The organism is Faecalibacterium sp. Marseille-Q4896, assembly GCF_017377615.1.
Lineage (GTDB): Bacteria > Bacillota > Clostridia > Oscillospirales > Ruminococcaceae > Faecalibacterium > Faecalibacterium taiwanense.
Genome location: NZ_JAFREG010000001.1, coordinates 312,454 through 337,865 on the forward strand (window position 1 = coordinate 312,454; position 25,412 = coordinate 337,865).

Genomic DNA, 25,412 nt, shown 5'->3' on the forward strand with positions numbered 1-25,412 from the left:
GAACACGCAAAATGACATACAAGGAGTTTTTGGAGCGCAAAATCGACATTGCTCCCCTGTCCGGTATCGAGATTGACCCCGCCGAGGTCAGCCCGGCGCTGAAAGATCACCAGCGCGTGAGCGTCCTGTGGGCGCTGCGCGGGGGCCGCCGTGGCATTTTCGCCCGCTTCGGTTTGGGAAAGACCATCATGCAGCTCGAATGGTGCAGACTGCTACAGAAGCACGAGGGCGGACAGACGCTCGTTGTGATGCCGCTGAACGTCCTGCCGGAGTTCAAGGCCGACGCTGTGAACCTGCTGGGCATTGACGAGCCGCCCTATTGCCGCACGATGGCCGAAGTGGAGGCCAGCACAGCCCCCATCGTCCTGACCAACTACGAGCGCGTCAGAGACGGCGACATTGACCCGCATCATTTCACAGCGGTCAGTTTGGACGAGGCCGCCACACTGCGCAGCTTCGGCAGCAAGACCTATCAGAGCTTCATGCAGAAGTTCAAGGGCATCAAGTATAAGCTGACCAACACCGCGACACCCAGCCCGAACCGCTACAAAGAGCTGATTCACTATGCCGGGTTCCTCGAAATTATGGACACCGGCCAGAGCTTGACCCGCTTTTTCAAGAGGGACAGCACCAAAGCGAACAACCTGACCCTTTATCCTGGTCGCGAGCGGGAGTTCTGGATTTGGTGCGCCAGCTGGGGGCTTTTCCTTCAGAAGCCGTCCGATCTCGGATTCTCGGATGATGGTTACGCCCTGCCGCCGCTGGACATCCGGTATCACAAGCTGAACAGCCTTGACCGGCCCGCTGAATTTGAAGCCGACGGCCAGATGAAGCTCGGCCATGATGCCGCGATGGGCTTGCAGGATGCAGCCAAAGAGAAGCGGGACAGCATCGATATTCGCGCCGCCGAGGTAGCCCGCATCATTGCGGAGGCACCGCCGGACGAGCATTTTGTGGTCTGGCACGATTTGGAGGACGAGCGCAAGGCGCTCAAAAAGGCCGTGCCGGAGATGGTCGATATCTACGGCAGCATGGAGCTGGAAACCAGAGAGCAGCGGGTCATGGACTTCGCACAGGGCCGCACCCGCATCTTCGGAACCAAGAAAAGCCTGTCCGGTTCCGGCTGCAATTTCCAGCGCCATTGCCACCGCGCCATTTTCATGGGCATCGACTACGAGTTCAACGACTTCATTCAAGCCATTCACCGCATCTACCGTTTCCTGCAAAAGTCCCCGGTCATCATCGACATCCTGTACATGGACACGGAGACGGAGGTGCTGCTGGCGCTGCAACGCAAGTGGAGACAGTACGATGAACTGAGCGAGCAGATGGAGGAAATCATCAAAGAATACGGTCTCGGTAGCCTTGCGCTTGAGACCCTGAAGAGAACGATAGGATGTGAGAGAGTGGAAGTCAAGGGAAACAATTACACGGCCATCAACAACGACTGTGTGGAAGAAGTCCGGAACTGGCCAACGGACAGCATTGACCTGTATGTGACTAGTATCCCGTTCGGAAACCATTACGAATATTCGCCCTCGTACAATGACTTCGGCCATAACCCGGATGATGCAGAGTTCTTCCGTCAGATGGACTATCTGACCCCGGAACTGCTGCGCACCCTGAAGCCGGGTCGCGTGGCTGCAATCCATGTGAAAGATCGCGTGGAGTTCGCCAACGTCACCGGCCTTGCAGCGCCGACCATTGAGCCGTTTCACGCGGACTGTATCGCTCATTTCCGGAAGCATGGGTTCGCCTATTTCGGAATGATTACGGTTGTCACGGACGTTGTCCGGGAGAATAACCAGACCTACCGTCTGGGATGGACGGAGCAGTGCAAGGACGGCACGAAGATGGGTGTTGGCTGCCCAGAATACATCCTGCTGTTCCGCAAGCTGCCCACCGATTGCAGCCGTGGATATGCCGATACGCCGGTGAAGAAGTCCAAAGAGGAATACACCCGCGCCCAGTGGCAGATTGACGCTCATGCGTTTTGGCGTTCCAGCGGCGACAGGCCTTTTGCTAGGGAGAATCTGGAGAAGATTCCAACCTCCAAACTCCAGAGCGTCTACCGGAAGTTCAGCCGCGACAGTGTCTACGACTACGGCGAGCACGTCAAACTCGCAGAAAGCCTCGACAAAGACGGACGGCTGCCGAGCACCTTTATGGTCGTTGCGCCCGGCTCATGGGATATGACGGTCTGGGACGACATTGTGCGGATGAAAACGCTCAACACCTCCCAGAGCCAGCGGCGGCAGAACCTCCACGTCTGCCCGCTTCAGATCGACATCGTGCAGCGCCTGATTGAGCGGTACAGCAATGAGGGCGAACTTGTTGCTGACCCCTTTGCAGGGCTTTTCACGGTGCCGTATGAAGCGGTGAAGATGAACCGCAAGGGCAAGGGCGTGGAGCTGAACCCGGATTATTTTCGTGACGGCGTGGGCTATCTGGAATCTGCGGATGCAGAAAAGGATGCACCCACTCTGTTTGACCTGTTGGAGAATGGAGCTTGAACATGAGCAAGGAAAATATGGGCCGGAATGCCGAGCATTATGCAGACCCGACACCGACCGCGGCCATGCGCAACATCTGCCGGGACGAGTACCAGAAGGAAGCCGCCCGGCTTGACAGAATCGGAGACATCGTTCCCCTGCTGCGCCAGATGGCCGGTATCGCAGGGTTTGAAATCATTGGCCGCATCCCGCTAAGGGACAAGGCCACCGGAAAGGAGTACAGGTAATGTCACAGCATTACAAGATTGACTGCGACAAGGTGGAGGACCGGAAAGCTCTGGTTGTCGTCCTGTCGATGAACGGCTACACCGTCCGCGTGGGAAAGGAAAAGCGCAGCGGCAAATCTACTTTGACCTATTTCGTGGAGTATTGGAGGGGCGACGATGAATAATCAAGCGAAATCTAACCCTGAAACCGACACTATGAGGCCGGAGGACATGGCCCATTATTTGATGGATTTTTGCCATTGCCACTTAGCAGTCGGAAATGGTTGCCCGGGCTGCCCGTTTGATAAACCGACCAGCGACAACGGGGATGGAGAGTGCCGTTTGTATGTCCCCGACGACTGGGATTTTTGAGGAGGCGAAGTGAAGCATGAAAACCGAAAAGAGAATGGCCTGCTTTATCGTGTCAGCAGCATTGCTGATTGTGACGCTGTGGTTTACATCCTGTAGTTCGACATCTGCTGATGCTGAAACTAAAACTGAAGCTGAAACTGCTGACCATCCCTGCTACCATGTCACGGTCTACTCCCCGGCAATTGAAAAAGTTGGCTATGCCGGTAGGCGTAAGCCGAAGTACACCATTACCGTGGAGGACTTCAGAGAGCTGCTGCCGAAATCATACGCTTGCAGAGAGCAGTATCACCTGCTCCGCATCCCTCTGGAAGATGGACGTTTTGAGTTGGTGTCCACCTCGCTGGTGGAAATCGAGTATTACTGAAGGGAGAGACGTGAGAATGAAAGCTGTGCTTTTGAGCATGCGGCCTGTGGAGATCACTCGCCCGCCCCAAGGATGGCGCTATGTGGAGGAATTGAGCAATGAATAACCGAAGAACGGCGGCAAGTATTCGCCGCAGCTATACAGGTGCCCGAAGCCGCGCAGAGGGCGCTAGCTTTGAAAGCATCATTGACAATGCCTGCGCCTATTACAGATCCATCGGCCTTGCAGACATCGAAAAGACCCCGGAACCGATGCGTCCGATTGGAAGCCCGGACCGTGCTGGCCGGTTCCTTGCCTGCTACACGAAACAGGCCCAGCCGGACTACAAAGGCATTCTCAAAGGCGGAAGAGCCATCAATTTTGAAGCAAAGCACACTGACAGTGACCGGCTGACCTTTGATCGTGTGTTGACCGCGCAAGCGCTTCGTTTGAGCCGCACAGAAGCTCTCGGAGGTGTCGCCTTTGTACTATGCTCATTTAGCGGCAGGGCTTTCTACCGCGTCCCGTGGGCCGTATGGAAGGACATGAAACGGCTGTTTGGCCGTAAGTACATCACCCAATCAGACATTGAAATTTACCGCGTCCCGTTTGCAGCACCCGGAGTGCTGCTGTTTTTGGAAGGAGTAAAGGAGGAACAATGATCCGCACATGGACACCTGAAAGCGAGAACGAAAAGCCACCTAAGAATGAAAAGGCCCAGCTGGTGCGGGCATGGTTTGAACGACTGCCAAGAATGCGGGCACAGATTCAGCAGCAGGAAGAGCGCATTGTAGATCTACAGTGCATCGCTACCGCCACCACATCCAGCGTTTCAGCTGCACCTGGTCGTTCTGGAACCAGTGACAAGGTGGGGAACGGTGGCGCGGCCATTGTGGAAGCAGAGGAAAAGCTGGCTGCCCTCAAGTGCGAGTATGTGGAGATGCAGAAGGCGGCCATTGATACGGCATATCTGCTGAATGCTGACACGGCATCCATCCGCCGCAGCAAGTGCATCATCCTGTGTTATGTTGAGGGTAAGACCCGTGAGCAGGCCGCCGCTGAGGTGGGCTTTGCACAGGCACACACGGCATCCAGAGCCATCACAGTAGGGTTTGAAGCCCTTGCAGAGATCTGGGAAGCAACACCTTTTTGCGATTTTGACGAAAGTGCATAAAAAACGCGTGATTTTTTGTACAGCTTCGGGTATGTACGCGGTATGTACGCGGTATGTACAGAAACCGTGCGAAAGTGATTGAATAGTACCATCGGCAATGCCGGAAAGGCAAACCGATACACGCAGTCTCCGAAACGAACCCCCATGATAATTTTCCTCCTTTTGGCTTTGCAGGCATTTTTCTCTCTTCACGTTTCGCGGACTGCGCATCTATGCGATATGTGCAAATGGACACCCCACCGAACCGGGAGATGGGATGCGGTTCGATTCCGCAATATCGCGCCATTTGCCGCCTGAGCGCAGTTTGGAGCGCGGCGCGTGTGTGTAGACACGGCTGGTTCGATTCCAAGGGCGGCTTTTTACTCTGGTAGCTCAATTGGCAGAGCGATGGTCTCCAAAACCGTAGGTTGCAGGTTCAAGGCCTGCCCAGAGCGCCATGCAATGTACAGTCGGGGGACGGCTGTGCAAAGCATAGCGGGGCATCTGGCCGCGAAAGTTCCAGATGCAGCAGCACCCGCCCGTTTTACGCCTGTCCGTCAAACTGAATGCATGGGTGCTGCTTATTTTTTGATATCTTTGCCGTTCGGTTTTCCGGGCGGCTTTTTATTTGGAGAAAAAAGATGATTCAGAAAGAACTGCTGAAAATGCCGGTCTCCGATCTGGTGCCGTATGAGAACAACCCGCGCGTGATCTCCCCTGCAGCTGTAGACGCTTGCGCTGAGAGCATCAAGCAGTGCAGCGCACTCGATCCCATCGAGGTTGACGAAAACAACGTCATTCTCAGCGGTCACACCCGCCGCCTTGCGTTGATGCAGCTCAATGTGGACATGGCCGACGTGGTGCGCTACACCGGCCTGACGGAAGAGCAGAAACAGAAATACCGCCTGCTGGCGAACAAGACCGGCGAAATGACCGGCTGGGATTTTTCCAAGCTGGAACGGGAGCTGCTTGAAGTCGATTTTGGCGACTTCGACTTTGATTTTGACATTCCGCAGGACGATGATGCCGGCGTATCCTACATTGACAGCCTTATGGAGGACGGTTTCACAAAGGCTTCGGAAAAGAAAGAATTTTCCGTGACCTTCACGTTCCCCGTTGAGTGCGAGGAAGAAATCAAGGGATACATCAGCGAGAACACGAAGGAGCCGCTTGAAAAAGCCATCTTGAACTGTATTCGCGGCGTTATGGAGGATGAAGATGCCTAACTGCGGGTCGCAATGCTGGTTGTGCGATATGCCTATCCGTTTCGACACCTACAAGGGATGCACGCACGGCTGCAAATACTGCTTTGTGCAGCGGAACGGAAAGTATGACATCAGCAAGGTGCAGAAAGGTGAAGGCGTGAAAGCCCTCATGAGCTGGATTCAGGGAAAGCGAACGTCTGAGACCAACTGGTGTGACTGGAATATTCCGTTGCACTGGGGGGCGTGAGCGACCCTTTCCAGCCTTGTGAGCGCTATTACCGCATGAGCTACAACGCTCTGCGCGTCTTTGCTGAAACCAAATACCCCTTTGTTGTTTCGACAAAGGGAAGGATCATCGCAGAGCCTGAATATCTCGAACTGCTGAAGAAGTGCAACTGCGTTGTGCAGATCAGCATGGTGTGCAGCAGCTATGACAAGCTCGAAGAAGGCGCACCATCGTTTGAAGAACGTCTGGAAATTGCGAGAAAGGTTGCTCCGAGTGTGAAGCGCCTGACCGTCAGGATTCAGCCGTACATGCATGAGGTATACGGAGAAGTTTACGAAAACCTTGAAAAGTTCAAGGCAGCTGGTGCCTACGGCGTTATTGTCGAGGGCATGAAGTTTGCAAGCAAAAGACCGGGCCTTGTTAAGGTTGCGGGAGACTATACCTATCCGAAAGCCCTGATCGAGGGCGATATTCTTAAGCTGAAGCAGAGGGCGCATGAACTTGGCCTTGCTCTTTACAGCGGAGAAAACAGAACAAGAGAACTGGGAGACAGCCTTTGTTGCTGCGGTGTCTCTGACCTTCCCGGATTCAAGGTGAATGAGTATAACCTGAACCACCTGCTTCATGGTGGGAAGCCCGCAAAGACCCCTCAGATGCAGAAAACCGGTACAGCGATGTGCTTTCAGTCGCTGTACCAGAACACAGCCAATTCCAGAAGGCTCAGAGGGGAAAGCTTTGAAAGCGAAATGCTCAACGTCTACAAAACGAAGCGTGACTATGTGAACGAGACCTTTGGTCTGAAATGAGGTGATCTGCGATTGGCCGCAAAGGTAAGTATGAGCAGTGGTTAGAGCCGGAAGGGCTGACGCTGCTTCGTGGATGGGCTAGAGACGGCCTGACGCAGGAACAGATAGCTCAGAACATGGGAATCCACCGCGATACCCTGAATGAATGGAAAAGCCGATTTCCCGACATTTCCGACGCTTTAAAAGTAGGGCGGGAAAACGCTGATTACATTGTGGAAAATGAGCTGTTCGAGAGCTGCAAGACACGCACCGTGATCGTAAAAAAGCCCATCAAGCTGAAAAAGGTCATGGTGGATGGAAAAAAGCGGCTTGAAGAAGAACGCATTGAGTATGCAGAGGAACAGGTCGTTGTGCCTGCAAACGTCACGGCCCAGATTTTTTATTTGAAAAACCGGAAGCCAGACAAGTGGAAGGACAAACCGCAGGAGAACACGACCGAAGCCCAGAATAACGACATGCAGACGCTTGCAGATCTGCTGCAGCGGCCCGTGCCTGACCGTGACATCAAGGACTTTGAGACATGAACATACCTGCACCTTTTTCACAAAACCAGATGCGTTTCTTCTGGAACTGCTTCGACCACTGGTTCAATGTGGCTGAGGGCGGCAAACGCGGCGGCAAGAACGTGCTTATTACTATGGCCTACTGCACCATCTTGGAAAAGCATCCCAGCAGGATACACCTCATTGCGGGCGTATCAACTGCAACGGCCCGGCTGAACATTCTGGACTGTGACGGCTTCGGCCTGAAAAACTATTTTGAGGGCCGCTGCCGTGAGGGCACCTACCAGAACCGCGACTGTCTGTACATCCAGACTGCCACCGGTGAAAAGGTGGTGCTGGTGTCCGGTGGTGGCAAAGCCGGTGACGAAAAGCTGATCAAGGGCAACACCTACGGCACCGCGTACATCACCGAAGCCAATGAATGCAGCGAAACTTTCATTAAGGAAGTATTCGACCGTACCCTGTCCAGCCCGGACAGAAAGGTATTTCACGACCTGAACCCCAAGGCAGAGGGTCACTGGTACTATGAAAATATCCTGAATCTGCACGAAAAGAAGCAGAACGAGAACCCAGAATACGGCTTCAACTATGGGCATTTCACAATTGCCGATAACATGAGCATTTCGGACGACCAGCTCCGGGCTGTGCTTGCAACCTACGACCGCAGCACAGTCTGGTATGCCCGTGATATCCTCGGTAAAAGGAAAGCTGCCGAGGGCCTTGTATACCCTTTCTTCTCCGCCGGGCAGGACACCTACCTCTTTCACGGTGATGCTTCCCACATCGACGGGCAGTTTTACGTGTCCATCGACTACGGCACGCACAATCCCTGCAGCATGGGCCTGTGGGTCATTCATGATGGCAAGGCCCTGCGAATCAAGGAAAGCTATTTTGACAGCCGTGCCGAGCGTGTGCAGCGCACGGACGAAGAGCACTATGCCGAGCTGGAACGCCTGACCAAGGGTTATTACATTCAGGCGGTGGTGGTTGACCCGTCCGCTGCTTCCTTCATTGAGACCATCCGGCGGCACGGCAAGTATCTGGTGATCCCTGCAGACAACGACGTGCTGAACGGCATCCGCTGCGTGGCATCCCTGATGCAGGCCGGGCTTGTGACTATCCACGAAAGCTGCACGGCATCCCGCCGGGAGTTCGGCCTGTACTCTTGGGACGACAAAGCCAAAGAGGACCGCGTTGTGAAGGAGAACGACCACGCCATGGACGACATCCGCTATTTCTGCTATACGATACTGGCCCCGCTGATTCGCTGGGCAGATTGGAGACGAAAGTAATGTTTGACAGACTGCTTTTCTGGCTGCGGGAGAAAGCACGGCTGCTGTTCGGTGAAAATACCACTGTCAGCGCCAGCGTGTCCTACAGCATGGAGAATGCGATCATCCTGTGGGCGCAGATGTACGATACCGGCGGACCGTGGTGCCACGGCGGCAAGAACGCTCTGCACAGCCTGAAGCTGGCCCAGAGTGTTGCATCGGAGCTGGCCCGTCTGACCACGCTTGAAATGGAATGCATTGTTTCCGGCAGTGCCCGTGCCGACAGCATCAACACCATGCTGCAGCCTTTCATTGCGGATCTGCGCACCCCGGTGGAATACGGCTGTGCGCTGGGCGGCATCCTGTTCCGGCCCTTCCTCGATGCAGAGGGACGCATCCAGATCGATGCTGTGCAGGGGGATTGCTTCTGCCCTACCCGCTTTGACAGCTCTGGCCGCATGACCGGGGCTATTTTTTATGACCATCTGGTGCGCGGCAACCGCATTTACACTCGTCTTGAAGATCACGAGTTTTCCGGCAGCACGTACAGCATCACGGTCAAGGCGTTCCGCTCAATGACCAGTACAGACCTCGGCATCGAGGTGCCGCTGACCGATGTACCGGAATGGGCCGCGATCTCGCCGCACACCGAGTTCTCCGATGTAGACCGCCCGCTCTGGGGCTATTTCAGAGTGTCCAGCGGCAATTCCACTGATCGGCACTCCCCGCTGGGCGTGAGCGTCTATGCCGCTGCTGTTGACACCATCCATGATACCGATGAACAGTATGGGCGGCTGCTGTGGGAGTATGACGGCGGGCAGCTGGCCCTTGACGTTGACCAGACCGCCCTTCGGCCCGACATCAACGGCGAGAGCGTTATGCCGCAGCGTGAGCAGCGCCTTTACCGCAACTGGTTGAACGGCAGTTCCGGGGCCAATGGCCGGAACCTCTACGAGGTGTTTGCCCCTGCCCTGCGCGATGAAAGTTATCGTCGGGGGATGGATGCCATGCTCAAGCGGGTGGAGTTCCAGTGCGGCCTTGCCTACGGCACCCTGTCCGACCCGCAGAACGTGGACAAGACCGCTGAGGAGATCAGGAGCAGCAAGCAGCGCAGCTACACTACCGTCAAGGATCTGCAGCGGGCGCTGGGCAATGCGCTGACCGATCTGGTATACTCCATCAGCAAGCTGCTGGATGCCCAGTGGAACAGCGGCGCAGCCGTTTCCCCGCCGGGCGACTGCAACGTGACCTTTGACTTTGACGACAGTATCATCTCTGACCCCAAAGAGCGCAAGCAGATGTACTGGGGCTACGTTACCGCAGGCAAGTTCCCCTTCTGGCGGTATCTGGTGGAGTTCGAGGGCTACAGCGAGGACGATGCCAAGGCCATTGCCGCCGAAGCGGATGCCGAGAACCGCAGCCCTGAAGCCCTCACCTTCGGGGGTGCCTGATGCTGCCGCCGTCTTACCTCGACCAGATGCCGGATGCCTTTGTGCAGCTCTGGCAGCAGGTCGAAGAACAGATCCTGCAGGACGTTGCCCGGCGCATCGGCAAGATGGACAAAGTGACCGCTACTGCTAACTGGCAGCTGTGGCGCTACCAGCAGACCGAGGCGCTGCGCAACGACGTGGTGAAGCTGCTGGCGAAGTACACCGGCAAGAGCGAGGCCGCCATCCGCAGGCTGCTTTTGCAGGCCGCCACCGAAGCCATGGAGCGGGAGGACGCCATCTACTACCACTACGACATGGAGCCGACGCCCTTTGAAGAGAGCGCCGCCCTGAACAACCTGCTTGATGCCGGTGCCCGGCAGACCTGCGGCACATGGCAGAACCTCACCGCTACCACGGCAAACACCGTCACAGGGGCCTTTGAGCGCACGCTGGACGCTGCATGGCTCAAGGTGAGCACGGTGCCTTCGACTACAAAACAGCCGTCAAACAGGCTGTGGACAGCCTTGCAGACGAGATGCCCATGGTCACCTATCCCAGCGGCCACAAGGACAGCATCGAGGTGGCCGCCCGCCGTGCCGTGCTCACCGGCGTCAACCAGACGACTGGCAAGCTGCAGGTGGCCCGCATGGACGAGATGGGCTGCGAATTTGTGGAGACGACCGCCCACGGCGGTGCCCGTCCTTCTCATGCAGAATGGCAGGGCAGGCGCTTCCACCGGGGCGGTGCGGTGGACTACAAGGGCAGGCACTACCCGGATTTTGAAGCTGCCACCGGCTACGGCACTGGCGCAGGCCTTTGCGGCTGGAACTGCCGCCACACCTTTTTCGCGGTGTTCCCCGAACTTGGCGACCCGCCCCAATGGACGCAGGAGCAGCTGCGGGAGCTGAATGCCCGGAACATCGAGTGGAACGGCAAAAAGTACACCGCCTACGAGATATCCCAGATGCAGCGTGCCAGGGAGCGGAACGTCCGCCGCTGGAAAAAGCGGTATCTGGCCGAGGACGCCGCCGGGCTGGACACCACTGACAGCGCTGTGCGCCTGAAAGCCGCCCGCCAGAGCCTGAGTGATTTCACCAAGGCCACGGGTGGCCGTGTGGACAGCGCCCGTGTCAGCGTGCCGAAGTTCGGCAGGAGCGAAGCCGGCAGGGCAAGCGCAAAATCTCAGGCGCATCACACCGACTGGCTCAAGTCTATCAATGCGCAGAGTACCAGCCTGAATACCGTTGCAAAATATTATGATGCACGGTATAATAATACCGAAGAATATCGGTTGCTGATGCAATATGCCAACAGCGTAAAAAGTGGCTGGCTTTCGCCGCTTGCAGGTTTTGACCTGTACAAGAGTACGCACGAGCGCATCCAGACCGAGCTTGTGGGCAAGACTACTGCGGATGGTACTGTTATTACTGGACATACCGCCCATTTCATGGAGCGTATGTTCGGCACATTGGTCGACCCCGATAAGTTAAAATATGACCTTAAAATCATCCGGCGAAGCGGTGTTGGCTATGAAGCCATGCGTGATACCGTTTTGAATCCTGAGCGCATCAACCCTGTAAAAACGGATTCAAGAGGAAAGCGAAGCGTGCGCCTTATTGGCAAAGCGATCGTCACGATAAACCCAGACACGGGACAGCTGATTCAGCTGAATCCAAGGAGTGAGCAGAAATGACCTTTTGTTTTGAAGATTTAGATCCTGATTCCAAGGAGTTTTTGAAGAAGCATGTTCCCAGCGCTGTAAACTGCAGGAGTGTGGACGAGCTTCTTTTGGAGCTTGATGATTTCATCACATCGACCTTTGACGAGAATGACGAGCCGACAGCTCTTTCTCGTGAGGGCGAAGCAGTGTATGACAGAATCTACTGTTGCACGCCGTAATTCATAACATCAACTGAACCACGATGCACACGCACCGTGGTTTTTGTTTGCCCATTTTTAAGCACGATGCAGTTTTGCACCGTGCTTTTTTTATGCCGTTTTAGCTCATGTCGGAAGAGCGCCGGTCTCCAAAACCGGAAGCGGCAGGTTCGAGTCCTGCAAACGGTGCCATGCGGCGGGCGGCGCGTACCCCGCCCACGACCGAATACTGACAGAGAACAGTGTAAAAAACTGAGGTCTCACACACGAAAGGAGTTTCCACCATGAAGCGTGAAGACGTGAAGAACAAGATCCCCGGCATCACCGATGAACAGCTGAACTGGATCATGCAGGAGAACGGCGCAGACATCAACCGGGAGAAGTCTGCCGCCACGGCCCTGCAGACCCAGCTGGACAACGCAAACGCCCAGCTCAAGACCGCACAGGACGGCCTGAAAGCCTTTGACGGCGTGGACGTGGCAGGCCTGCAGGAGCAGGTCACCAAGCTGAAGGCCGACATGAAGGCGCAGGCCGAGGGCTTTGCCTTTGATAACGCGCTGGACGCCGCCATCCTGGGCAAAAAGGGCCGCAGCGTCAAGGCGGTGCGGGCTTTGCTGGATCTGGACGCCCTGAAAGGCTCTGCCGACCGCAGCACCGACATTGCCAAGGCGCTGGACGATGCCGCAAAGGCCAACCCATGGGCGTTCGGCGAGGACGGCGCAGCCGGTGTGGTTGTGGTCTCCACCGGCGCAGAGCACGGTGCCCCGCCCGCCAACGACAGCGATGGTGTGGAAGCCGCTTTCAAATCCCTGAACCCTGAACTGAACCTGTAACAACGAAAGGAGATTTCTATGGCACATGCAAGTCAGGAGCGTTACTCCGCTCTGGTGGATGCAAAGCTGCGTGCGACTCTGGTCACCCGCGACAATACCATCTTCAACAACCGCTATGAGGGCAGCCCCAAGGCCGGTAAGGTCAAGATCCCTGTCCGCGACACTGAGGTTGCCGTCAAGGCCTACGACAAGGCCAACGGTGTGGATGCCGATGCAGGCACCACCACCTATCTGGATCTGGACATCGACAACGACGAGGCCGTGAACGAGATCATCGACGGCTTCGACGCCGCTTCCGTGCCCGACGACATCACCGCCGAGCGTCTGGACAGCGCAGGCTACTCCATGGCTCTGTCCATCGACAAAAAGTCCATCGAGGCGCTGCAGGGCGCAGCGGGTGCCAACATCAGCGCCACCAAGACCGCCTGCACCGTTTCCACCGCCTACAAGGAGGCTCTGGCTGCAAAGCGCACCCTGAGCCGCAACGGCGTGCCGCAGGCCGGCCGCTGGATGATCGTCAGCCCCGAGTATCTGGAGCTCCTCATGCAGGACGACCGCTTCATCAAGCAGGGCGATCTGTCCCAGCAGCTGGTGCAGACCGGCGCAGTGGGTCAGATCGCGGGCTTTGCGGTGTACGAGTCCAACAACATGGATTTCGAGAACACCACCCGCGTGGCCAGCAAGAAAACCACCACCGAGTTCATCTGCGGCCACCCCAACTGGTGCCACCGCGTCATGGAGTGGCAGACCACGGTGCACCTGCAGGATCTGGGCGGCTCCGGCAAGTACATCGGCGCATCCGCTGTGCAGGGGCGCAAGGTGTACGGCATCAAGGTGTCCAAGCCCAAGACCCTGTACATCAAGCGCATCGAGGCGTAAGGCCATGCTCTACTGCACCTATGACCAGTATGCGGCTGCAGGCGGTACAGTGCCGGAAGCGGCCTTCGGTGTGCTGTGCAGCCGTGCTTCCCGCATGATCGATGCCGCCACCTTTGGCCGGGCCGAGAGCCACGCCGCCGGGTGTGAGGCCTGCCGGGCAGCGCTGGCAGATGCCTGCACGCAGATCATCGGACTGTTGGCCGCTGCATCTGCTGTGGGCGCTGTGCCGGGCGCATCCAGCGCCAGCAATGATGGCTGGAGCGTCACCTTTGGCACCGGCAGCGTGAGCGCCGCCACCCGGCAGGAAGCGGCGGAGATCATCCGCACCGCGCTGGGCAATGACCCGCATGATCTGCTGTACAGGGGGATTTTGTGATGCAGACAGCCGTTACTGTTGTGAACCTCATCCACGATATCACCACCGAGATGGACAGGCCGGTGTGCTGGGTGTTCCCGGCGTGCAGCTGGCGGGAGTGCCGCTCCACCTCCGGCAATGGCACCGCCAAGGACCCGGAACGCACCACCCACATCCGCATCCCGGCCAGCGTGTGCACGGCAGGCTACCTGCCCTACGCCCAGTGGGCGGCGCTGCCTGCTGCCGAAAAGGCCAAGCACTGGACCCTGAAACGCGGCTGGAAGCTGGTGCAGGGCGCGGTGCCTGCCTTGACCGAAGCCGAGTACGCCAAACTCGAAAAAACGCACCTGTGCTGCACAGCGGCGGCTGTCTCGGACGACCGGGAGCCGCTGCTGCCCCACTGGCACGTGGAAGGGAGCTGACACCATGAGCGAGATTATCCCCTTTGGCCCCGCTGCGCCGTCAACGAAGCCAGTTTTTGAGCCGCCTGATGGTTGGAAATACCGGACAGACGGCGTGCAGATGGAGCTGAAATGGCGGCCGGATTTTGGAGCCGAAAAGACTGCCGCCCTGCAAAAGGCACAATATGCCCTTGCACAGGAAGCTGCCAAGCTGATTGACAGCTATGTGCCGTTCGATACCGGCACGCTGAAGAACAGCGTCAATCAGGCATCCAACTTTAAGGAAGGTCTGCTGGTGTACAATACACCCTATGCCCGCAGGCAGTATTACCTGCACGAACAGGGCACTTGCCTGCATGGCGAGACCGGCCTGCGCGGCTCCTACTGGGGTCAGCGGGCACTGGCAGATATCGGTGAGCATCTTGCACTCTACGGCGCAAGGGCCGTCACCACATTCTGGGGAGGGATGGGTCACTTATGAGCGAAACCGTAAAGCCCACCATTGCCGCCCTGCGGGCATGGCTCAAGACCTGCCCGCTGATCGCCGACGAGCAGGAAGCCACCGGCGCGGCTTTCCGCATTGCCGGACTGGAAGAAGAATCCACCGCCTTTTCCATCGAGGACAGCCCCGGTGACCCCATCATCACCGAGTACATCTCCGGCTGGGAAATGGCGAAGAATTACCTCTTCCTCAGCCGCCGTGAGTACAGCGAGATGGATGCCGTTAACATCCAGAACAGCGGCTTTTTCGAGCAGCTCACCGAGTGGGTCATGCGGCAGGACGCCCGGCACAACCTGCCCGACCTCTCGGCCTGCGGCGGGAATAAAACCCCCACCGGCATTGCCGTGACGAACAGCGGCTACATCGTCACAAACAGCGCGGGCAGCTGTAAGATGCAGCTGCAAATGCGCCTGACCTACTACATGCCAAAATGAAAGGAGTTTTGATATGACCGTATCCGAAGCCATTACCAAGTCCGGCATCACGCCCAGCGCGTCGTATACCGGCATTGAGACGGCGAACGATTTTGTGCTGGCGTTCCAGATCGAGAGCACCCAGACCAAGGAAAGCCAGTGGATCGTCTGCGCCGACCATGTGAAGGAGCATTCCGGCTCCCTGAACGCCACCACCGAGGATGCTCAGTACATCCGTACCGGCAACGTCACCGAAAAGACCGGCACCCAGCGCACCCTTGCCGTCAACGGCGACCGCTGCGTGGGCGATGCTTTTCAGGATTTTGTGCTGAGCCACAAGATCGTGTACGGCACCGGCAGCGATGTGATTGTGCCCTACATTTATTTCAGCCTGCGCACCGGCAAGGGCGAGAAAGGCAGTGCTGCAATCATCGTCACCAGCGACGTAGGCGGTGCAGCCGGTTCCAAGGCCACCTTTGCCTGCGACGTGAAGGCCATCGGCACGCCGGACGAGTTTGACTACAACCCCGCCACCCAGTCCGCTGAGCCTGCCAAGGCCGTCAAGGGCTGATTTTTTTCAAACACAGTCCCCGCTCCACACCGGAACGGGGATCTTTTATGCCGTGATTAGTTTTCTCCGGGGCAGAACCGGGGCACGGCTCAACTGAAAGGAGCCAGAACATGGTTATTTGTGGACAGGAATTTGAATTTTCCCTGATGAACGCCAACGACCTTGACCGCTTTGAGGACGCCAACGAGCGGATGCAGCGCAGGAGCGCCGAGGAGTCGGAGCAGTTCCGGCGCGGCAGTATCCGTCTGGGCGACCATGCACGTGCACAGGCACGCATTGCCATGGACTGCATCGACGAGATCCTCGGTGCAGGCTCGTCCGACCGTCTGGGGCTTAACGAAAACTACATGGCACCCATCTATGACGTGATCGAGGAACTGGGCAATGCCTTTTCCGCTGAGAAGCAGCGCTATGCCGCAAAGCCTTCCCAGCCCATGAACCGGGAGCAGCGGCGCGCAGCGGCAAAGCAGCAGCGCAAGCAGAAACCCGTGTCCCGCAGCGAGGGTTTCCACCCGCAGGTGGCAAGCCGCCCGGCGCAGCAGCCTATCACCCAGACCAACACTTTCTGGCCGGACACGGAAATCGGGACCCGCCGCAAGACCGACCAGCTGATCGATGCCCGGCAGGCTGTGAATGCCCTGCGGGACGACCCCGATGCCATGCAGCAGCTGGCAGAGTACGCTCTGCAGCTGGCATCCGAGCGCCATGTCTGACCTGCTGCTGGACGCGCTGCCAACTCGGTGGCACGGACACGAGATCATCCCGGATTTTCGGCCCATGGTCTGGCTGGTCAACACCTATGTGCGCGGCCAGACAGGAGATGATCCCATCGGTTTTGCGGTCAGCGCCCTCTGGCGTTTTTACAAAGACCCACACTGTTTTCTGAACGACCCTCAGAAGATCATCGACGCCTACGGGTACATGATCGAGTTTTATAAGGCGGGCGAAAAAGCAGCCGAAAGCGCCGCGGCTGAAAGCAGTACCGCGCCCTCTTCCGGTCTTGCCTTCGACTACCAGTGTGATGCCGGTTACATCGTGGCGGCATTCCAGCAGGCCTACGGCATCGACCTGACCCGCGAAAAGGTGCACTGGTTCCGGTTCCGGGCGCTGTTCGCCGCCCTGCCGGAGGATACCCTCATGGCAAAGATCATGAGCTGGCGCACCATGGACCTGTCCGAGTACGAGGGCAGTATGCGCGACCGCTACGCCGACCTGCAGGAGCGCTTTGCCCTGCCGCCGGAGCTGAGAGGGGGTGCCGCCCGTGTCGTTTCGGTCGAAGAGCACGATGCCGCGTTCCTTGCGCGGTTCCGACATTAGCCGCGCCCCGGTGCCCTGCCCCTACTGCGGGCGGGCGCTGCCGGTGTGGGCAGAAAATGCCGCATCCGCCCATGGCCTGTGGGTAAAATGCAAAAATCCCGCCTGTAAGCGGGAGGTAGAGATCAAGTTATAACAGCCTGTGCCCTTGTGCCCGCGCTCTTTTGGAATGGAGAGAGGTGGACACAGTGGCAGATTTCAGCATCACCGGCGAAGTAAGGCTGAACAGCGACCCGGCGGAAAAAAGCACCAGCAAGTGGACGGTAGCCGCCGGGCAGATGATCGCGGACTTTGCAAAACAGGCATCGTCCAAGCTGGCCGAGGTGGTCAAGAGCGGTGTGGATTACAACGCCACCATGGAAAGCTACCTGACCAACTTCAAGGTCATGCTGGGCAGCGAGGAGGCCGCCGCCACAAAGCTTTCCGAGATCCGCAAAATGGCGGCATCCACGCCTTTCTCGCTGGATGACCTGACTAGCGGCACCCAGACCCTTCTGCAGTTCGGCATTGCGGCAGACGACACCACCGGTGTGCTGCAGCGGCTGGGTGATATCTCGCTGGGCAACGCCGAGAAGCTGCAGACCCTGACCCGCGCCTACGGCAAGATGTCCAGCGCCCAGAAGGTCACGCTGGAAAACGTCAACATGATGATCGATGCGGGTTTCAACCCGCTGAACCAGATCTGTGATGCCACCGGCGAGAGCATGTCCGACCTGTACAAGCGCATCTCGGATGGCAAGGTCAGCTTCAGCGAGCTGGAAGCGGCGGTGGAAGCCGCCACCAGTCAGGGCGGGCAGTTCTACAACGGTATGCTGGAAGCCAGCCAGACCTTCAGCGGGCGCATGTCCACCCTGAAGGATAATGTCAGCGCCCTGACCGGTGAGCTGACCAGCGGCCTGTTTGCAGCTCTGGGTGAGCTGGTGGTCAAGCTGAACGAGGTGGTGGTCTCCTTCCTCGACAGCGACGAGAAGATGGCCCAGCTCAAGGAGACCATCGGTATTGCAACGGCTGTTGTGGCCGCTGCCGGAACGGCATTCCTGACATACAAGGGCTATGTAGCCGCCGCTACTGCAATTGAAGTGGTTCACACTGCCGCAACCACGGCCATGACCGCTGCCCACCAAGCCGCCGAAGCCGGGGCGACCGGTCTTGCAGTCGCGCAGGCAGGTTTGAACGCGGTTCTCAAGGCGAACCCCATCGGCCTTGTAGTGTCTTTACTTGCAGCTTTGGCAGCGGGTCTCGTGACGGCCTATAAGACCAGCGAGACCTTCCGCAATGCCGTCAACTCCGCATTTGCGTCTGTGAAAAAGATCGCACAGAACGCCATCGGCACGGTGGTGGACTGGATCAATGAGCTGGTCGCCAAAATCAGGGGCGCGGCGGCTGCACTGGCAAACCTGAAAAACGGTGTCGGTGCGGCACAGGACGCCTACAATGCCGCCTACAACGGCTACATGGACAACTATAACAAGCGCAAGAACGCGAAACAGTGGAACAGCTCCCACAAAGACCTCGAATGGGACGATGACAACGGATGGGTCCCGAAGGGCACAAGCAGCTCCGGCAACGGCAGCAGCCGTGCCGGGAGCCAGACAGCCGTGAACCCCTACCCGGCCATCACCAGCGGAGCCAAGAAGGCCAGCAAGGCCACGAAGCAGGCCGCCGCAGAAGTCGTCAAGTCCATCTCGGACACCACGACCGAAATCGACGGCAAGATCACCCGCACCACCGAAAACATCACCGAAACGCTCTCCAACGGCAAGACACAGCAAAAGCAGGTCATCACCGAGACTTCCCGGCAGATGGTGGATGGTGTGCTGAAGGACATCAAAACCATCACAGAGGTGGCTGCGGACGGCACCAAGACCGTCAAGCAGACCATGGAGACTGTGCGGGAGACCGCCAAGACGGTCACTTCCACCTTCGAGACGCTGGCAGACGGGGTCAAGACCACCACCCAGACCGTCACCGAGACCCTGACCGACGGCACTGAGACCCAGAAGCAGGTCATCACCGAGGTCTACGACGACGTGGTGGACGGTGCCCTTGTGACGGTGGAGAAGATCAAGACCGTCGCCGCAGACGGCACCGTGCAGGTGGCCGAGCAGATCAAAAAGTCCAGCGCGGACAACTTTGACGGCCTGTGGAAGGAGCTGCAGACCGAAGCAGATACCGGCATTCTGGGCACCTTCGATGATCTGTACACCGCCGTCAAGAATCAGGACTGGCTGGGCATCGGCAAGTGGGTGGCGAGCACCATCTACGGCGGTCTGACTGCCGACCAGAAGAAGCAGGTCAATGATTTTGCCCTTGGCATCGTGACTAAGCTCAACAAAGCGCTGGGCGGTGCCCGCGATCAGCTGGTGCAGGGAGCTATCGACCTTGGCGGGCAGATCGTGAACGGGCTGACCGGCGGCTTCTCTGAGGTCTGGCAGCAGGCGCAGGGCCTCGGCTCTACCCTGATAGAGATCTTCGGCGGGCTGAAAACACCGCTGAGCAATGTGGCCCTTGCCATCAGTCAGGGCCTGAGCGGCGGTCTGCTGTCCAGCTTCCCCACCATTTTTGCGGGCGTCGCTTCCCTGATCGGCGCGGTCGGTGCAGCCTTTGAAGGCCTGCTGACCGCAATCTCCGCCGCGCTGAGCGCGACCGTTTTCGGCATCCCGATGGGCCTGATCGTGGCAGCGGCAGCGGTCGCGCTGGGCGTTGCCATTGCGGCCATCGTGGGCAGCATGGGCGGCTCCAAAAAGAACGTAAGCCACGGCGGCGGTTCCTCTGGCGGCGGTTCGTCCGGCTCCGGCGGCATGGGCAGCGTGGACATCACCACCGGCACCGGCAGTCTGGAAGATGCCATCAACGCCAACACCAAGGCGCTGGAAAAGACCAACTCTGCCCTTGCCGACATGATCCGGCAGGCGGGGGCGCTGGTGCTTTCCGACAACATGCGTCTGGGCAGCACCGTGGCCGCGTCCGGCACTGCACAGGTGGTGTCTGCTGCCAACAGCTACCACCGCGAGGGCGATACCAACATCACTCAGAACATTTACAGCAAGGCCCAGACGGCGGCAGACCTCCAGCGGGAAGCCCGCTGGGAAGCCGACAAGGCCAAGGCCCGCAAGCGATGAAAGGAGGACACTGTGCTTTTTAAGGATCATCTCAAGATCGTGACAGATGCCGGTGCCGTCCTGCATCTGGGCTGGGACTACGATACACCTTACTTTCTCGACCCGCTGAACGGCATCGACGTGGACTTGAAAACCGCGCAGGGTGTCAATCAGGTGGGCGACACCGTGGAGGGTCAGAGCGTCTCCGGCATGTCCCGCACCCTCGATGTGGTGTTCTGGGGCGCGTATGCGCTGGACAATGCCCGGGATTTCAGCAAAAAGCTGCACTACTTCACCAAGGGCACCCTGTACTTTGGCGACCACTATTTCACCCGGTTCGTGCTGCAGAAAACGCCATACTTTTCCAGCTACACGCCGAAGCCGCGCTGTTCGCTCATGCTCTACAGCGAAAAGCCCTTCTGGTACGACCTCAACGCCGTCAGCAGCGTGCTGGGCGGGTATGAGAAAGCATTCCGTTTCCCCGTCCGCTACGACAGCCACATCTATGGCATCAAGCGGGACGGCACGGCGGCGGTGCTGCGCAACGAGGGCAGCCTTCCGGTGCCCTTCACGGCCACCCTGCGGTGCGACATGCCGGTGACACACCCCAAGGTGGTGGATCTGCAGACCGGAGCCTTCATCGGCTTTGACCTGACCCTGCAGCCGGACGAGACGCTGGAGATCTACCGCAGCACCTCTGACCGGCTGGCCTGCACCCTGACCCGGGCAGGCGTGACCGAGAACATCTTTGCAAAGCTGGACGAGGACAGCACCCTCACCGAGCTGCAGCCCGGCGATAACATGCTCTCCATGCAGGCCGAGAACGGCTCCGGCTACCTGCAGGCATCCGTGAGCTTTTACCCGATGGAGGCGGGCATCCTGCCCGAACCGCTATGAGACTGGACGTTTTAGACGCAGACACCCTTGCCCGCGTGGGCTGGGTGGACGTGTGGGTGTCTTTTTACTGGGACAGCCCCTATTACTCCGAGGGCAGCTTCACGCTGGAGGTGCGTCCCACCGCCGAGAACCTGCAGCTTTTGCAGGAGGGCCGCTGGCTGGTGCGCAGCGACGAAAGCCCGCGCATCCCCATGCGCATCTGCTCCCGCGCCAACCAGAACGAGGACGCAAACCTTGTGGTGTCCGGCTACCCGGCAACATGGCTGCTGACAAAGCGCGTCTCTGCTGTGACGGTGAAGAACCAGAACGCCGAAGCCGCCATGCGCAGCCTTGTGAGCGCCGCAAAGCCATGGCCCCGCCTTGAGCTGGGCACCGAGTACGGCTTTGACACCACCTTTGAAAAGCAGACCTCCGGCGGTACGGTGTTCGACTACTGCAAGACCATCGGGCAGGCCTGTGATCTGGGGTTCCGCATCGTGCTGGACGGCAAGGGCAGCAAGAAAAAGCTACTCTTCGAGTGTTTCCGGCCCACCTTCGACCCGAACCGCAGATACAGCCCCCAGTGGGGCAATCTGCTGAATTCCGGGTGGAGCTTTTCCGATACCGATTACGCCAACGTGGCCCTTGTGCAGGGCGCTGGCGAAGGTAACGAGCGCGCCACCGTTTGGGTGGGCGATGTAAACGCCACTGGCTCCGACCGGCGGGAAATGTACATCGATGCCCGGGACATCAAGCCGGACGAGGACAAAAACGAGACCAGCACCAGCCAGAGCTATCTGGCAAAGCTGGCTGACCGGGGCGGCGAAAAGCTTCTGGCCCAGCTGCGCACCGGAAGTATCGAGTTTGACGTGGACGACGACACCCTGCAGGTGGGCGACGTGTTGAGCGCCAGCCTGCCCCAGCTGGGCTACACTGCCATGGTGCGCGTGGCCGACATCATCACCCAGAGCGAGGACAGCGGCACCACCCGCACCATCCGGCTGGGCACGCCCACCTGGCACAAGACTTAGGAGGACTTTATGGCTGATATCATTACTTACCCCGAAAACGGCATTACCTACGATGCCGACGACGCTTCGGGCTACCTCGCCACCCGCCTGAGCGGCGTGTACAGCGCCGAGGAGGATTTCTCCGTCACGGCACAGGGCGGCCTGAGCGTGCAGGTGAGCGCCGGTCAGGCATGGGTGCGCCCGGCGCGGTTCAAGGGCCGCAGCATCATCATGGAGCAGCCCACCACCGTGGTGCTCACCGAAGCGGACCCTGTACGCAGCCGCATTGACCGCATCGTGCTGCGCTACGATGCCGCCGCCAAAAAGACCAGCCTGCAGGTGCTGGAAGGTGTCCCGAATTCTGCCGGGCCTGCTGCCCCGGCCATCACCCGCACCGAGCTGATCTACGACCTCTGCCTTGCCGAGATCAAGCGCCCTGCAGGCTCCACCGCCGTTACCGCCGCCGACATCTACGACACGCGCGCAGATGAGACCGTCTGCGGCGTGATGCGGGATGGTGTGCATGGCATCCCCACCGGCACGCTGGTGCAGCAGTGGAAGGCCGTGATCGAATCCATGAGGGGTGGCAGCTTTTACACCCGTGCCGAGGTGGATGCGCTGTTGAAAAGCTTGAAAAGCGTGGATCCTTTTCCCGTGGGCAGCATCTACCAGAGCACCGCACGTACAAGCCCTGCCGCACTGTTCGGCGGTACATGGCAGGAGATTGCGCAGAACCGGGTACTGATGGGTGCTGGCAGCGGCCACGCAGCGGGCACCACCGTGGAGGCCGGACTGCCGAACATCACAGGCTCTTTTGTCGCGGATGTAAAAAAGGGTGAACATAAGGTATCCGGCGCATTCACTGCCGGCAGCGCGATCGCAACTACGGGCGAATACAATAACTTTTCTGATGTATATAAGTTCAGTCTGGATGCGTCCAAGTCTAATGCCATCTACGGCCGCAGCGCCACCGTGCAGCCTGCCGCCTACTATGTGAACATCTGGCGGCGCGTGGCCTGAGAAAGGAGGTTTTGAGCGATGATCCCTGTGACATTTGACACTGTGGCAACATTGCAGTTTGGCAGTGAGGGTCACCCGACCAGTCTGCACTTTGCCATCCCGGAAGAGTGGAAAACCTGCAAAATCAGACTCCACCTGCGGCGCAGCGACGGTAGCTTTGTGCCCCCGATGCAGCTGGACGAAAATGGATGCGTAAAAGTAAACCGCAGTGACTCCGGCAAGACCGGCGGACAGTGGATGCTGTCGGCTGAAAGTCCTGACGGAAAAGTATCTTACTCGCGAATCGGCAAATATGTGACCCCCATGGAGGTGACACAATGAAGATCCTTGACGAGACCGGCGCGGTCGTGGAAAACCCGGACCTGACGCTTGGGTATCTGGTGGACGACACCGAACCAGTGGAGCACCCGGCTGTGGAAGGTGTGGAGGAAGTGAGCCACTACGAGACGGTGGCGGAGTACTCCAACGGCGGCAGGGATGTGCGGAAGGTCATCGATGTGCCGGGCGTGCCTGCGCAGGCCGCATGGACTGAACAGGTGCCGGTGCAGAGATACATCCGCTACACCGCCGAAGAGCTGGCCGCGCAGGAAGAAGCACGCAAAAAGGTCGAAGCCCGGGAGAAGCTGCCGGAGCGCGTGGACGCGCTGGAAACCGCAAACAACGATATTATTTTGATGATGGCTGATTTGATTGGAGGCTGATTTTTATGAAAACCCTGAACGCACTCAAACTTCGCATTATGACCCGCGCTTTCAAAATCCGCATTGCCGCCGGTGAAGTCTTTGAAGACATCGCCGCCGACTACCCGTCCCTGACCATGGACGATCTGGAAGCCATCAAGGCAGAATTGGAAAAATAAGCCCGCGGCTTGATCCTATGAAAGGACGTGATACATATGGCGATCAAGCAGTACAGTTTGAAGAATGATGGTGCAAAGCAGCTCTCTCCCGCATTCCGTGTGCGTGAGTTCCGCTGCCGCGACGGCACCGACACCATCCTCATTGACGAGGGCCTTGTGGTGCTGCTGCAGTGCATCCGGGAGCACTTCGGCAAGCCGGTGACCATCACCAGCGGCTACCGCACGGCCAGCCACAACACAAAGGTGGGCGGCTCTAAATCCAGCCAGCACCTGCTGGGCCGGGCCGCTGACATTCAGGTGCAGGACACCGACCCGCTGGCTGTGGCCGCCTACGCAGAGAGCCTGATGCCCGGCTGGGGCGGCGTGGGCCGCTACCCGGTCAAGGCAGGCCGGGCCAAGGGCTGGGTGCACGTGGACACCCGCCCGAACAAGAGCCGGTGGACACTGTGAGGGGGTGAGACCAGTGGAAAGCATCATCTCAGCCATCCTTGCCGGTGCGGTGACCCTGATCGGCGTGCTGATCGCCAACAGCCGCAGTCAGGCCGTGACCGACACCAAGCTGGAAGAGCTGACCCGCGAGGTGCGGGAACACAACAATTTTGCCCGCCGCGTCCCCATTTTGGAAGAGCAGATGAAGGTGGCCAACCACCGCATCGCTGATTTAGAAGCAGACGAACACGAAAGAGAAAGGAACTGACTATGAACGCACACACCTACAACGCACCCACCATCTCCGCAGGTACCATTGCCCGCACCGCCTGCCTGCTGCTGGCCCTGACCAATCAGGTGCTGTCTGCACTGGGCAAGCCCGTGCTGCCCATCGAGAGCCAGACCGTGGAGCAGCTGGTCACCGCCGGTATCACCACCGTGGCCGCGCTGGTCGCGTGGTGGAAGAACAACAGCTTCACCCCCGCAGCCCTTCAGGCAGACCAGACCTACGACAAGCTGAAGGCACAGGGGAAGTAAAGGAGACGCAGACGTGATTATTACTGGCATGGCCGAATATGAAAGCATCTGCAAAAATGCACTGGTCGAGTGGTACAACGCCCACCGTGAGACGAAGATCACCCTCGAAAATGTCTTTGTGGTGTGGGCCTGCAAGACACTCCAGAACTATAAGGCATTGCTGTCCACCACCGTGGCAGGTGACGGAATCTATGCTGAGTACACCTACAACGGCGATAAGCAGGAGCTGTACGAGGATGTATACGGCAAGCTGACGAACCGCTGTATCAAGCGGTAATCCCATACATAGCAGCAGCCCCGGGGAGCCTGACGGTTCCTCGGGGCTGTTTTTGTTTGGCATGTTTCGACGCTTTACGACGTATATCGACGTAATTGGTAAATTTTAAGTATTTTTCGGTTAGAGTTG

The 25,412-nt window shown here is 58.4% G+C and carries 33 protein-coding genes, 1 tRNA gene and 1 pseudogene; all 35 read left to right on the top strand.

Features of this window, described 5'->3' with window-relative positions; genetic code table 11:
- Positions 1-11: 11 nt before the first annotated feature.
- The gene (locus tag J3348_RS01685; protein ID WP_207698157.1) at positions 12-2,513 is read left to right on the top strand and encodes a DNA methyltransferase; all 2,502 of its coding nucleotides are present in this window, start codon (positions 12-14) and stop codon (positions 2,511-2,513) included.
- A 2-nt stretch (positions 2,514-2,515) separates the two neighbouring features.
- Positions 2,516-2,740, top strand: a complete 225-nt coding sequence (locus tag J3348_RS01690; protein WP_005946579.1) for a hypothetical protein — start codon at positions 2,516-2,518, stop codon at positions 2,738-2,740.
- The gene (locus J3348_RS01695) at positions 2,740-2,904 is read left to right on the top strand and encodes a hypothetical protein (protein WP_005946577.1); all 165 of its coding nucleotides are present in this window, start codon (positions 2,740-2,742) and stop codon (positions 2,902-2,904) included. Before J3348_RS01690 ends, J3348_RS01695 begins: the two co-directional genes overlap by 1 nt.
- Positions 2,897-3,091, top strand: a complete 195-nt coding sequence (locus J3348_RS01700; protein ID WP_207698158.1) for a hypothetical protein — start codon at positions 2,897-2,899, stop codon at positions 3,089-3,091. Before J3348_RS01695 ends, J3348_RS01700 begins: the two co-directional genes overlap by 8 nt.
- A gap of 16 nt (positions 3,092-3,107) precedes the next feature.
- Positions 3,108-3,455: a hypothetical protein gene (locus J3348_RS01705; protein ID WP_207698159.1), complete on the top strand. Its 348-nt coding sequence runs from the start codon at positions 3,108-3,110 to the stop codon at positions 3,453-3,455.
- Positions 3,456-3,553: 98 nt separating this feature from the next.
- On the top strand, positions 3,554-4,096 hold the full coding sequence (locus tag J3348_RS01710) for a Holliday junction resolvase RecU (protein ID WP_207698160.1): 543 nt from the start codon (positions 3,554-3,556) through the stop codon (positions 4,094-4,096).
- Complete coding sequence (locus J3348_RS01715) at positions 4,093-4,608, top strand: hypothetical protein (RefSeq protein WP_154256179.1); 516 nt, start codon at positions 4,093-4,095, stop codon at positions 4,606-4,608. The genes J3348_RS01710 and J3348_RS01715 overlap by 4 nt, the downstream gene beginning before the upstream one ends.
- A gap of 620 nt (positions 4,609-5,228) precedes the next feature.
- Positions 5,229-5,813 carry a ParB N-terminal domain-containing protein gene (locus J3348_RS01720; RefSeq protein WP_173012904.1) on the top strand — a complete coding sequence of 195 codons (585 nt, stop codon included), beginning with the start codon at positions 5,229-5,231 and terminating at the stop codon, positions 5,811-5,813.
- Positions 5,814-6,035: 222 nt separating this feature from the next.
- The gene (locus J3348_RS01725; protein WP_207698161.1) at positions 6,036-6,824 is read left to right on the top strand and encodes a radical SAM protein; all 789 of its coding nucleotides are present in this window, start codon (positions 6,036-6,038) and stop codon (positions 6,822-6,824) included.
- 116 nt (positions 6,825-6,940) lie between these two features.
- Entirely contained in the window at positions 6,941-7,348 is a 408-nt protein-coding gene (locus J3348_RS01730; RefSeq protein WP_207698162.1) for a hypothetical protein, read from the top strand.
- Positions 7,345-8,619: a phage terminase, large subunit, PBSX family gene (locus J3348_RS01735; RefSeq protein WP_005946569.1), complete on the top strand. Its 1,275-nt coding sequence runs from the start codon at positions 7,345-7,347 to the stop codon at positions 8,617-8,619. Before J3348_RS01730 ends, J3348_RS01735 begins: the two co-directional genes overlap by 4 nt.
- Positions 8,619-10,049, top strand: coding sequence for a capsid protein (locus tag J3348_RS01740; RefSeq protein ID WP_207698163.1), 1,431 nt, complete (start codon positions 8,619-8,621; stop codon positions 10,047-10,049). The genes J3348_RS01735 and J3348_RS01740 overlap by 1 nt, the downstream gene beginning before the upstream one ends.
- A 26-nt stretch (positions 10,050-10,075) precedes the next feature.
- Positions 10,076-11,721, top strand: a pseudogene (locus tag J3348_RS01745) (phage minor capsid protein).
- A complete protein-coding gene (locus J3348_RS01750; protein ID WP_207698164.1) occupies positions 11,718-11,927 on the top strand; it encodes a hypothetical protein in 210 nt (69 codons plus the stop codon). Before J3348_RS01745 ends, J3348_RS01750 begins: the two are co-directional and overlap by 4 nt.
- 94 nt (positions 11,928-12,021) lie before the next feature.
- Positions 12,022-12,098 (top strand) — tRNA-Trp (locus J3348_RS01755).
- Between the two features lie 92 nt (positions 12,099-12,190).
- On the top strand, positions 12,191-12,739 hold the full coding sequence (locus J3348_RS01760; RefSeq protein WP_207698165.1) for a phage scaffolding protein: 549 nt from the start codon (positions 12,191-12,193) through the stop codon (positions 12,737-12,739).
- 18 nt (positions 12,740-12,757) lie between these two features.
- Positions 12,758-13,618: a hypothetical protein gene (locus J3348_RS01765; protein ID WP_207698166.1), complete on the top strand. Its 861-nt coding sequence runs from the start codon at positions 12,758-12,760 to the stop codon at positions 13,616-13,618.
- Between the two features lie 4 nt (positions 13,619-13,622).
- On the top strand, positions 13,623-13,994 hold the full coding sequence (locus tag J3348_RS01770) for a hypothetical protein (RefSeq protein ID WP_207698167.1): 372 nt from the start codon (positions 13,623-13,625) through the stop codon (positions 13,992-13,994).
- Positions 13,994-14,395 (top strand): hypothetical protein, encoded by a 402-nt coding sequence (locus tag J3348_RS01775; protein WP_207698168.1) that lies wholly within the window; start codon positions 13,994-13,996, stop codon positions 14,393-14,395. Before J3348_RS01770 ends, J3348_RS01775 begins: the two co-directional genes overlap by 1 nt.
- A 4-nt stretch (positions 14,396-14,399) precedes the next feature.
- A complete protein-coding gene (locus tag J3348_RS01780) occupies positions 14,400-14,855 on the top strand; it encodes a minor capsid protein (RefSeq protein ID WP_207698169.1) in 456 nt (151 codons plus the stop codon).
- Positions 14,852-15,310: a hypothetical protein gene (locus tag J3348_RS01785; RefSeq protein WP_207698170.1), complete on the top strand. Its 459-nt coding sequence runs from the start codon at positions 14,852-14,854 to the stop codon at positions 15,308-15,310. The genes J3348_RS01780 and J3348_RS01785 overlap by 4 nt, the downstream gene beginning before the upstream one ends.
- 13 nt (positions 15,311-15,323) lie before the next feature.
- Positions 15,324-15,860: a hypothetical protein gene (locus J3348_RS01790; RefSeq protein WP_207698171.1), complete on the top strand. Its 537-nt coding sequence runs from the start codon at positions 15,324-15,326 to the stop codon at positions 15,858-15,860.
- 110 nt (positions 15,861-15,970) lie between these two features.
- A complete protein-coding gene (locus J3348_RS01795; RefSeq protein WP_207698172.1) occupies positions 15,971-16,573 on the top strand; it encodes a hypothetical protein in 603 nt (200 codons plus the stop codon).
- Complete coding sequence (locus J3348_RS01800) at positions 16,566-17,177, top strand: Gp15 family bacteriophage protein (protein WP_207698173.1); 612 nt, start codon at positions 16,566-16,568, stop codon at positions 17,175-17,177. The genes J3348_RS01795 and J3348_RS01800 overlap by 8 nt, the downstream gene beginning before the upstream one ends.
- 185 nt (positions 17,178-17,362) lie before the next feature.
- A complete protein-coding gene (locus tag J3348_RS01805; protein ID WP_207698174.1) occupies positions 17,363-20,296 on the top strand; it encodes a tape measure protein in 2,934 nt (977 codons plus the stop codon).
- A gap of 12 nt (positions 20,297-20,308) precedes the next feature.
- Complete coding sequence (locus tag J3348_RS01810; RefSeq protein WP_207698175.1) at positions 20,309-21,172, top strand: hypothetical protein; 864 nt, start codon at positions 20,309-20,311, stop codon at positions 21,170-21,172.
- Positions 21,169-22,182 (top strand): siphovirus ReqiPepy6 Gp37-like family protein, encoded by a 1,014-nt coding sequence (locus J3348_RS01815; RefSeq protein ID WP_207698176.1) that lies wholly within the window; start codon positions 21,169-21,171, stop codon positions 22,180-22,182. Before J3348_RS01810 ends, J3348_RS01815 begins: the two co-directional genes overlap by 4 nt.
- 9 nt (positions 22,183-22,191) lie before the next feature.
- Entirely contained in the window at positions 22,192-23,181 is a 990-nt protein-coding gene (locus J3348_RS01820) for a hypothetical protein (RefSeq protein WP_207698177.1), read from the top strand.
- A gap of 18 nt (positions 23,182-23,199) precedes the next feature.
- Entirely contained in the window at positions 23,200-23,502 is a 303-nt protein-coding gene (locus J3348_RS01825; RefSeq protein ID WP_154259712.1) for a hypothetical protein, read from the top strand.
- Positions 23,499-23,882, top strand: coding sequence for a hypothetical protein (locus tag J3348_RS01830; protein ID WP_207698178.1), 384 nt, complete (start codon positions 23,499-23,501; stop codon positions 23,880-23,882). The genes J3348_RS01825 and J3348_RS01830 overlap by 4 nt, the downstream gene beginning before the upstream one ends.
- A 5-nt stretch (positions 23,883-23,887) precedes the next feature.
- A complete protein-coding gene (locus tag J3348_RS01835; protein WP_207698179.1) occupies positions 23,888-24,040 on the top strand; it encodes a DUF433 domain-containing protein in 153 nt (50 codons plus the stop codon).
- A gap of 36 nt (positions 24,041-24,076) precedes the next feature.
- A complete protein-coding gene (locus tag J3348_RS01840; RefSeq protein WP_120120041.1) occupies positions 24,077-24,490 on the top strand; it encodes a D-Ala-D-Ala carboxypeptidase family metallohydrolase in 414 nt (137 codons plus the stop codon).
- Between the two features lie 13 nt (positions 24,491-24,503).
- Complete coding sequence (locus tag J3348_RS01845) at positions 24,504-24,737, top strand: hypothetical protein (RefSeq protein WP_173012902.1); 234 nt, start codon at positions 24,504-24,506, stop codon at positions 24,735-24,737.
- A gap of 2 nt (positions 24,738-24,739) precedes the next feature.
- On the top strand, positions 24,740-25,006 hold the full coding sequence (locus tag J3348_RS01850) for a phage holin (protein ID WP_097781834.1): 267 nt from the start codon (positions 24,740-24,742) through the stop codon (positions 25,004-25,006).
- Positions 25,007-25,019: 13 nt separating this feature from the next.
- The gene (locus J3348_RS01855) at positions 25,020-25,283 is read left to right on the top strand and encodes a DUF6275 family protein (RefSeq protein ID WP_207698180.1); all 264 of its coding nucleotides are present in this window, start codon (positions 25,020-25,022) and stop codon (positions 25,281-25,283) included.
- Positions 25,284-25,412: the final 129 nt, after the last annotated feature.

Coding starts and splice junctions, on each gene's coding strand:
- J3348_RS01780 (WP_207698169.1), top strand. CDS start 14,400: ATGAGCGAGATTATCCCCTTTGGCCCCGCTGCGCCGTCAACGAAGCCA.
- J3348_RS01735 (WP_005946569.1), top strand. CDS start 7,345: ATGAACATACCTGCACCTTTTTCACAAAACCAGATGCGTTTCTTCTGG.
- J3348_RS01770 (WP_207698167.1), top strand. CDS start 13,623: ATGCTCTACTGCACCTATGACCAGTATGCGGCTGCAGGCGGTACAGTG.
- J3348_RS01840 (WP_120120041.1), top strand. CDS start 24,077: ATGGCGATCAAGCAGTACAGTTTGAAGAATGATGGTGCAAAGCAGCTC.
- J3348_RS01785 (WP_207698170.1), top strand. CDS start 14,852: ATGAGCGAAACCGTAAAGCCCACCATTGCCGCCCTGCGGGCATGGCTC.
- J3348_RS01690 (WP_005946579.1), top strand. CDS start 2,516: ATGAGCAAGGAAAATATGGGCCGGAATGCCGAGCATTATGCAGACCCG.
- J3348_RS01710 (WP_207698160.1), top strand. CDS start 3,554: ATGAATAACCGAAGAACGGCGGCAAGTATTCGCCGCAGCTATACAGGT.
- J3348_RS01825 (WP_154259712.1), top strand. CDS start 23,200: ATGATCCCTGTGACATTTGACACTGTGGCAACATTGCAGTTTGGCAGT.
- J3348_RS01740 (WP_207698163.1), top strand. CDS start 8,619: ATGTTTGACAGACTGCTTTTCTGGCTGCGGGAGAAAGCACGGCTGCTG.
- J3348_RS01790 (WP_207698171.1), top strand. CDS start 15,324: ATGACCGTATCCGAAGCCATTACCAAGTCCGGCATCACGCCCAGCGCG.
- J3348_RS01750 (WP_207698164.1), top strand. CDS start 11,718: ATGACCTTTTGTTTTGAAGATTTAGATCCTGATTCCAAGGAGTTTTTG.
- J3348_RS01850 (WP_097781834.1), top strand. CDS start 24,740: ATGAACGCACACACCTACAACGCACCCACCATCTCCGCAGGTACCATT.
- J3348_RS01830 (WP_207698178.1), top strand. CDS start 23,499: ATGAAGATCCTTGACGAGACCGGCGCGGTCGTGGAAAACCCGGACCTG.
- J3348_RS01730 (WP_207698162.1), top strand. CDS start 6,941: ATGGGAATCCACCGCGATACCCTGAATGAATGGAAAAGCCGATTTCCC.
- J3348_RS01820 (WP_207698177.1), top strand. CDS start 22,192: ATGGCTGATATCATTACTTACCCCGAAAACGGCATTACCTACGATGCC.
- J3348_RS01720 (WP_173012904.1), top strand. CDS start 5,229: ATGATTCAGAAAGAACTGCTGAAAATGCCGGTCTCCGATCTGGTGCCG.
- J3348_RS01685 (WP_207698157.1), top strand. CDS start 12: ATGACATACAAGGAGTTTTTGGAGCGCAAAATCGACATTGCTCCCCTG.
- J3348_RS01815 (WP_207698176.1), top strand. CDS start 21,169: ATGAGACTGGACGTTTTAGACGCAGACACCCTTGCCCGCGTGGGCTGG.
- J3348_RS01775 (WP_207698168.1), top strand. CDS start 13,994: ATGCAGACAGCCGTTACTGTTGTGAACCTCATCCACGATATCACCACC.
- J3348_RS01760 (WP_207698165.1), top strand. CDS start 12,191: ATGAAGCGTGAAGACGTGAAGAACAAGATCCCCGGCATCACCGATGAA.
- J3348_RS01795 (WP_207698172.1), top strand. CDS start 15,971: ATGGTTATTTGTGGACAGGAATTTGAATTTTCCCTGATGAACGCCAAC.
- J3348_RS01700 (WP_207698158.1), top strand. CDS start 2,897: ATGAATAATCAAGCGAAATCTAACCCTGAAACCGACACTATGAGGCCG.
- J3348_RS01835 (WP_207698179.1), top strand. CDS start 23,888: ATGAAAACCCTGAACGCACTCAAACTTCGCATTATGACCCGCGCTTTC.
- J3348_RS01715 (WP_154256179.1), top strand. CDS start 4,093: ATGATCCGCACATGGACACCTGAAAGCGAGAACGAAAAGCCACCTAAG.
- J3348_RS01695 (WP_005946577.1), top strand. CDS start 2,740: ATGTCACAGCATTACAAGATTGACTGCGACAAGGTGGAGGACCGGAAA.
- J3348_RS01705 (WP_207698159.1), top strand. CDS start 3,108: ATGAAAACCGAAAAGAGAATGGCCTGCTTTATCGTGTCAGCAGCATTG.
- J3348_RS01765 (WP_207698166.1), top strand. CDS start 12,758: ATGGCACATGCAAGTCAGGAGCGTTACTCCGCTCTGGTGGATGCAAAG.
- J3348_RS01800 (WP_207698173.1), top strand. CDS start 16,566: ATGTCTGACCTGCTGCTGGACGCGCTGCCAACTCGGTGGCACGGACAC.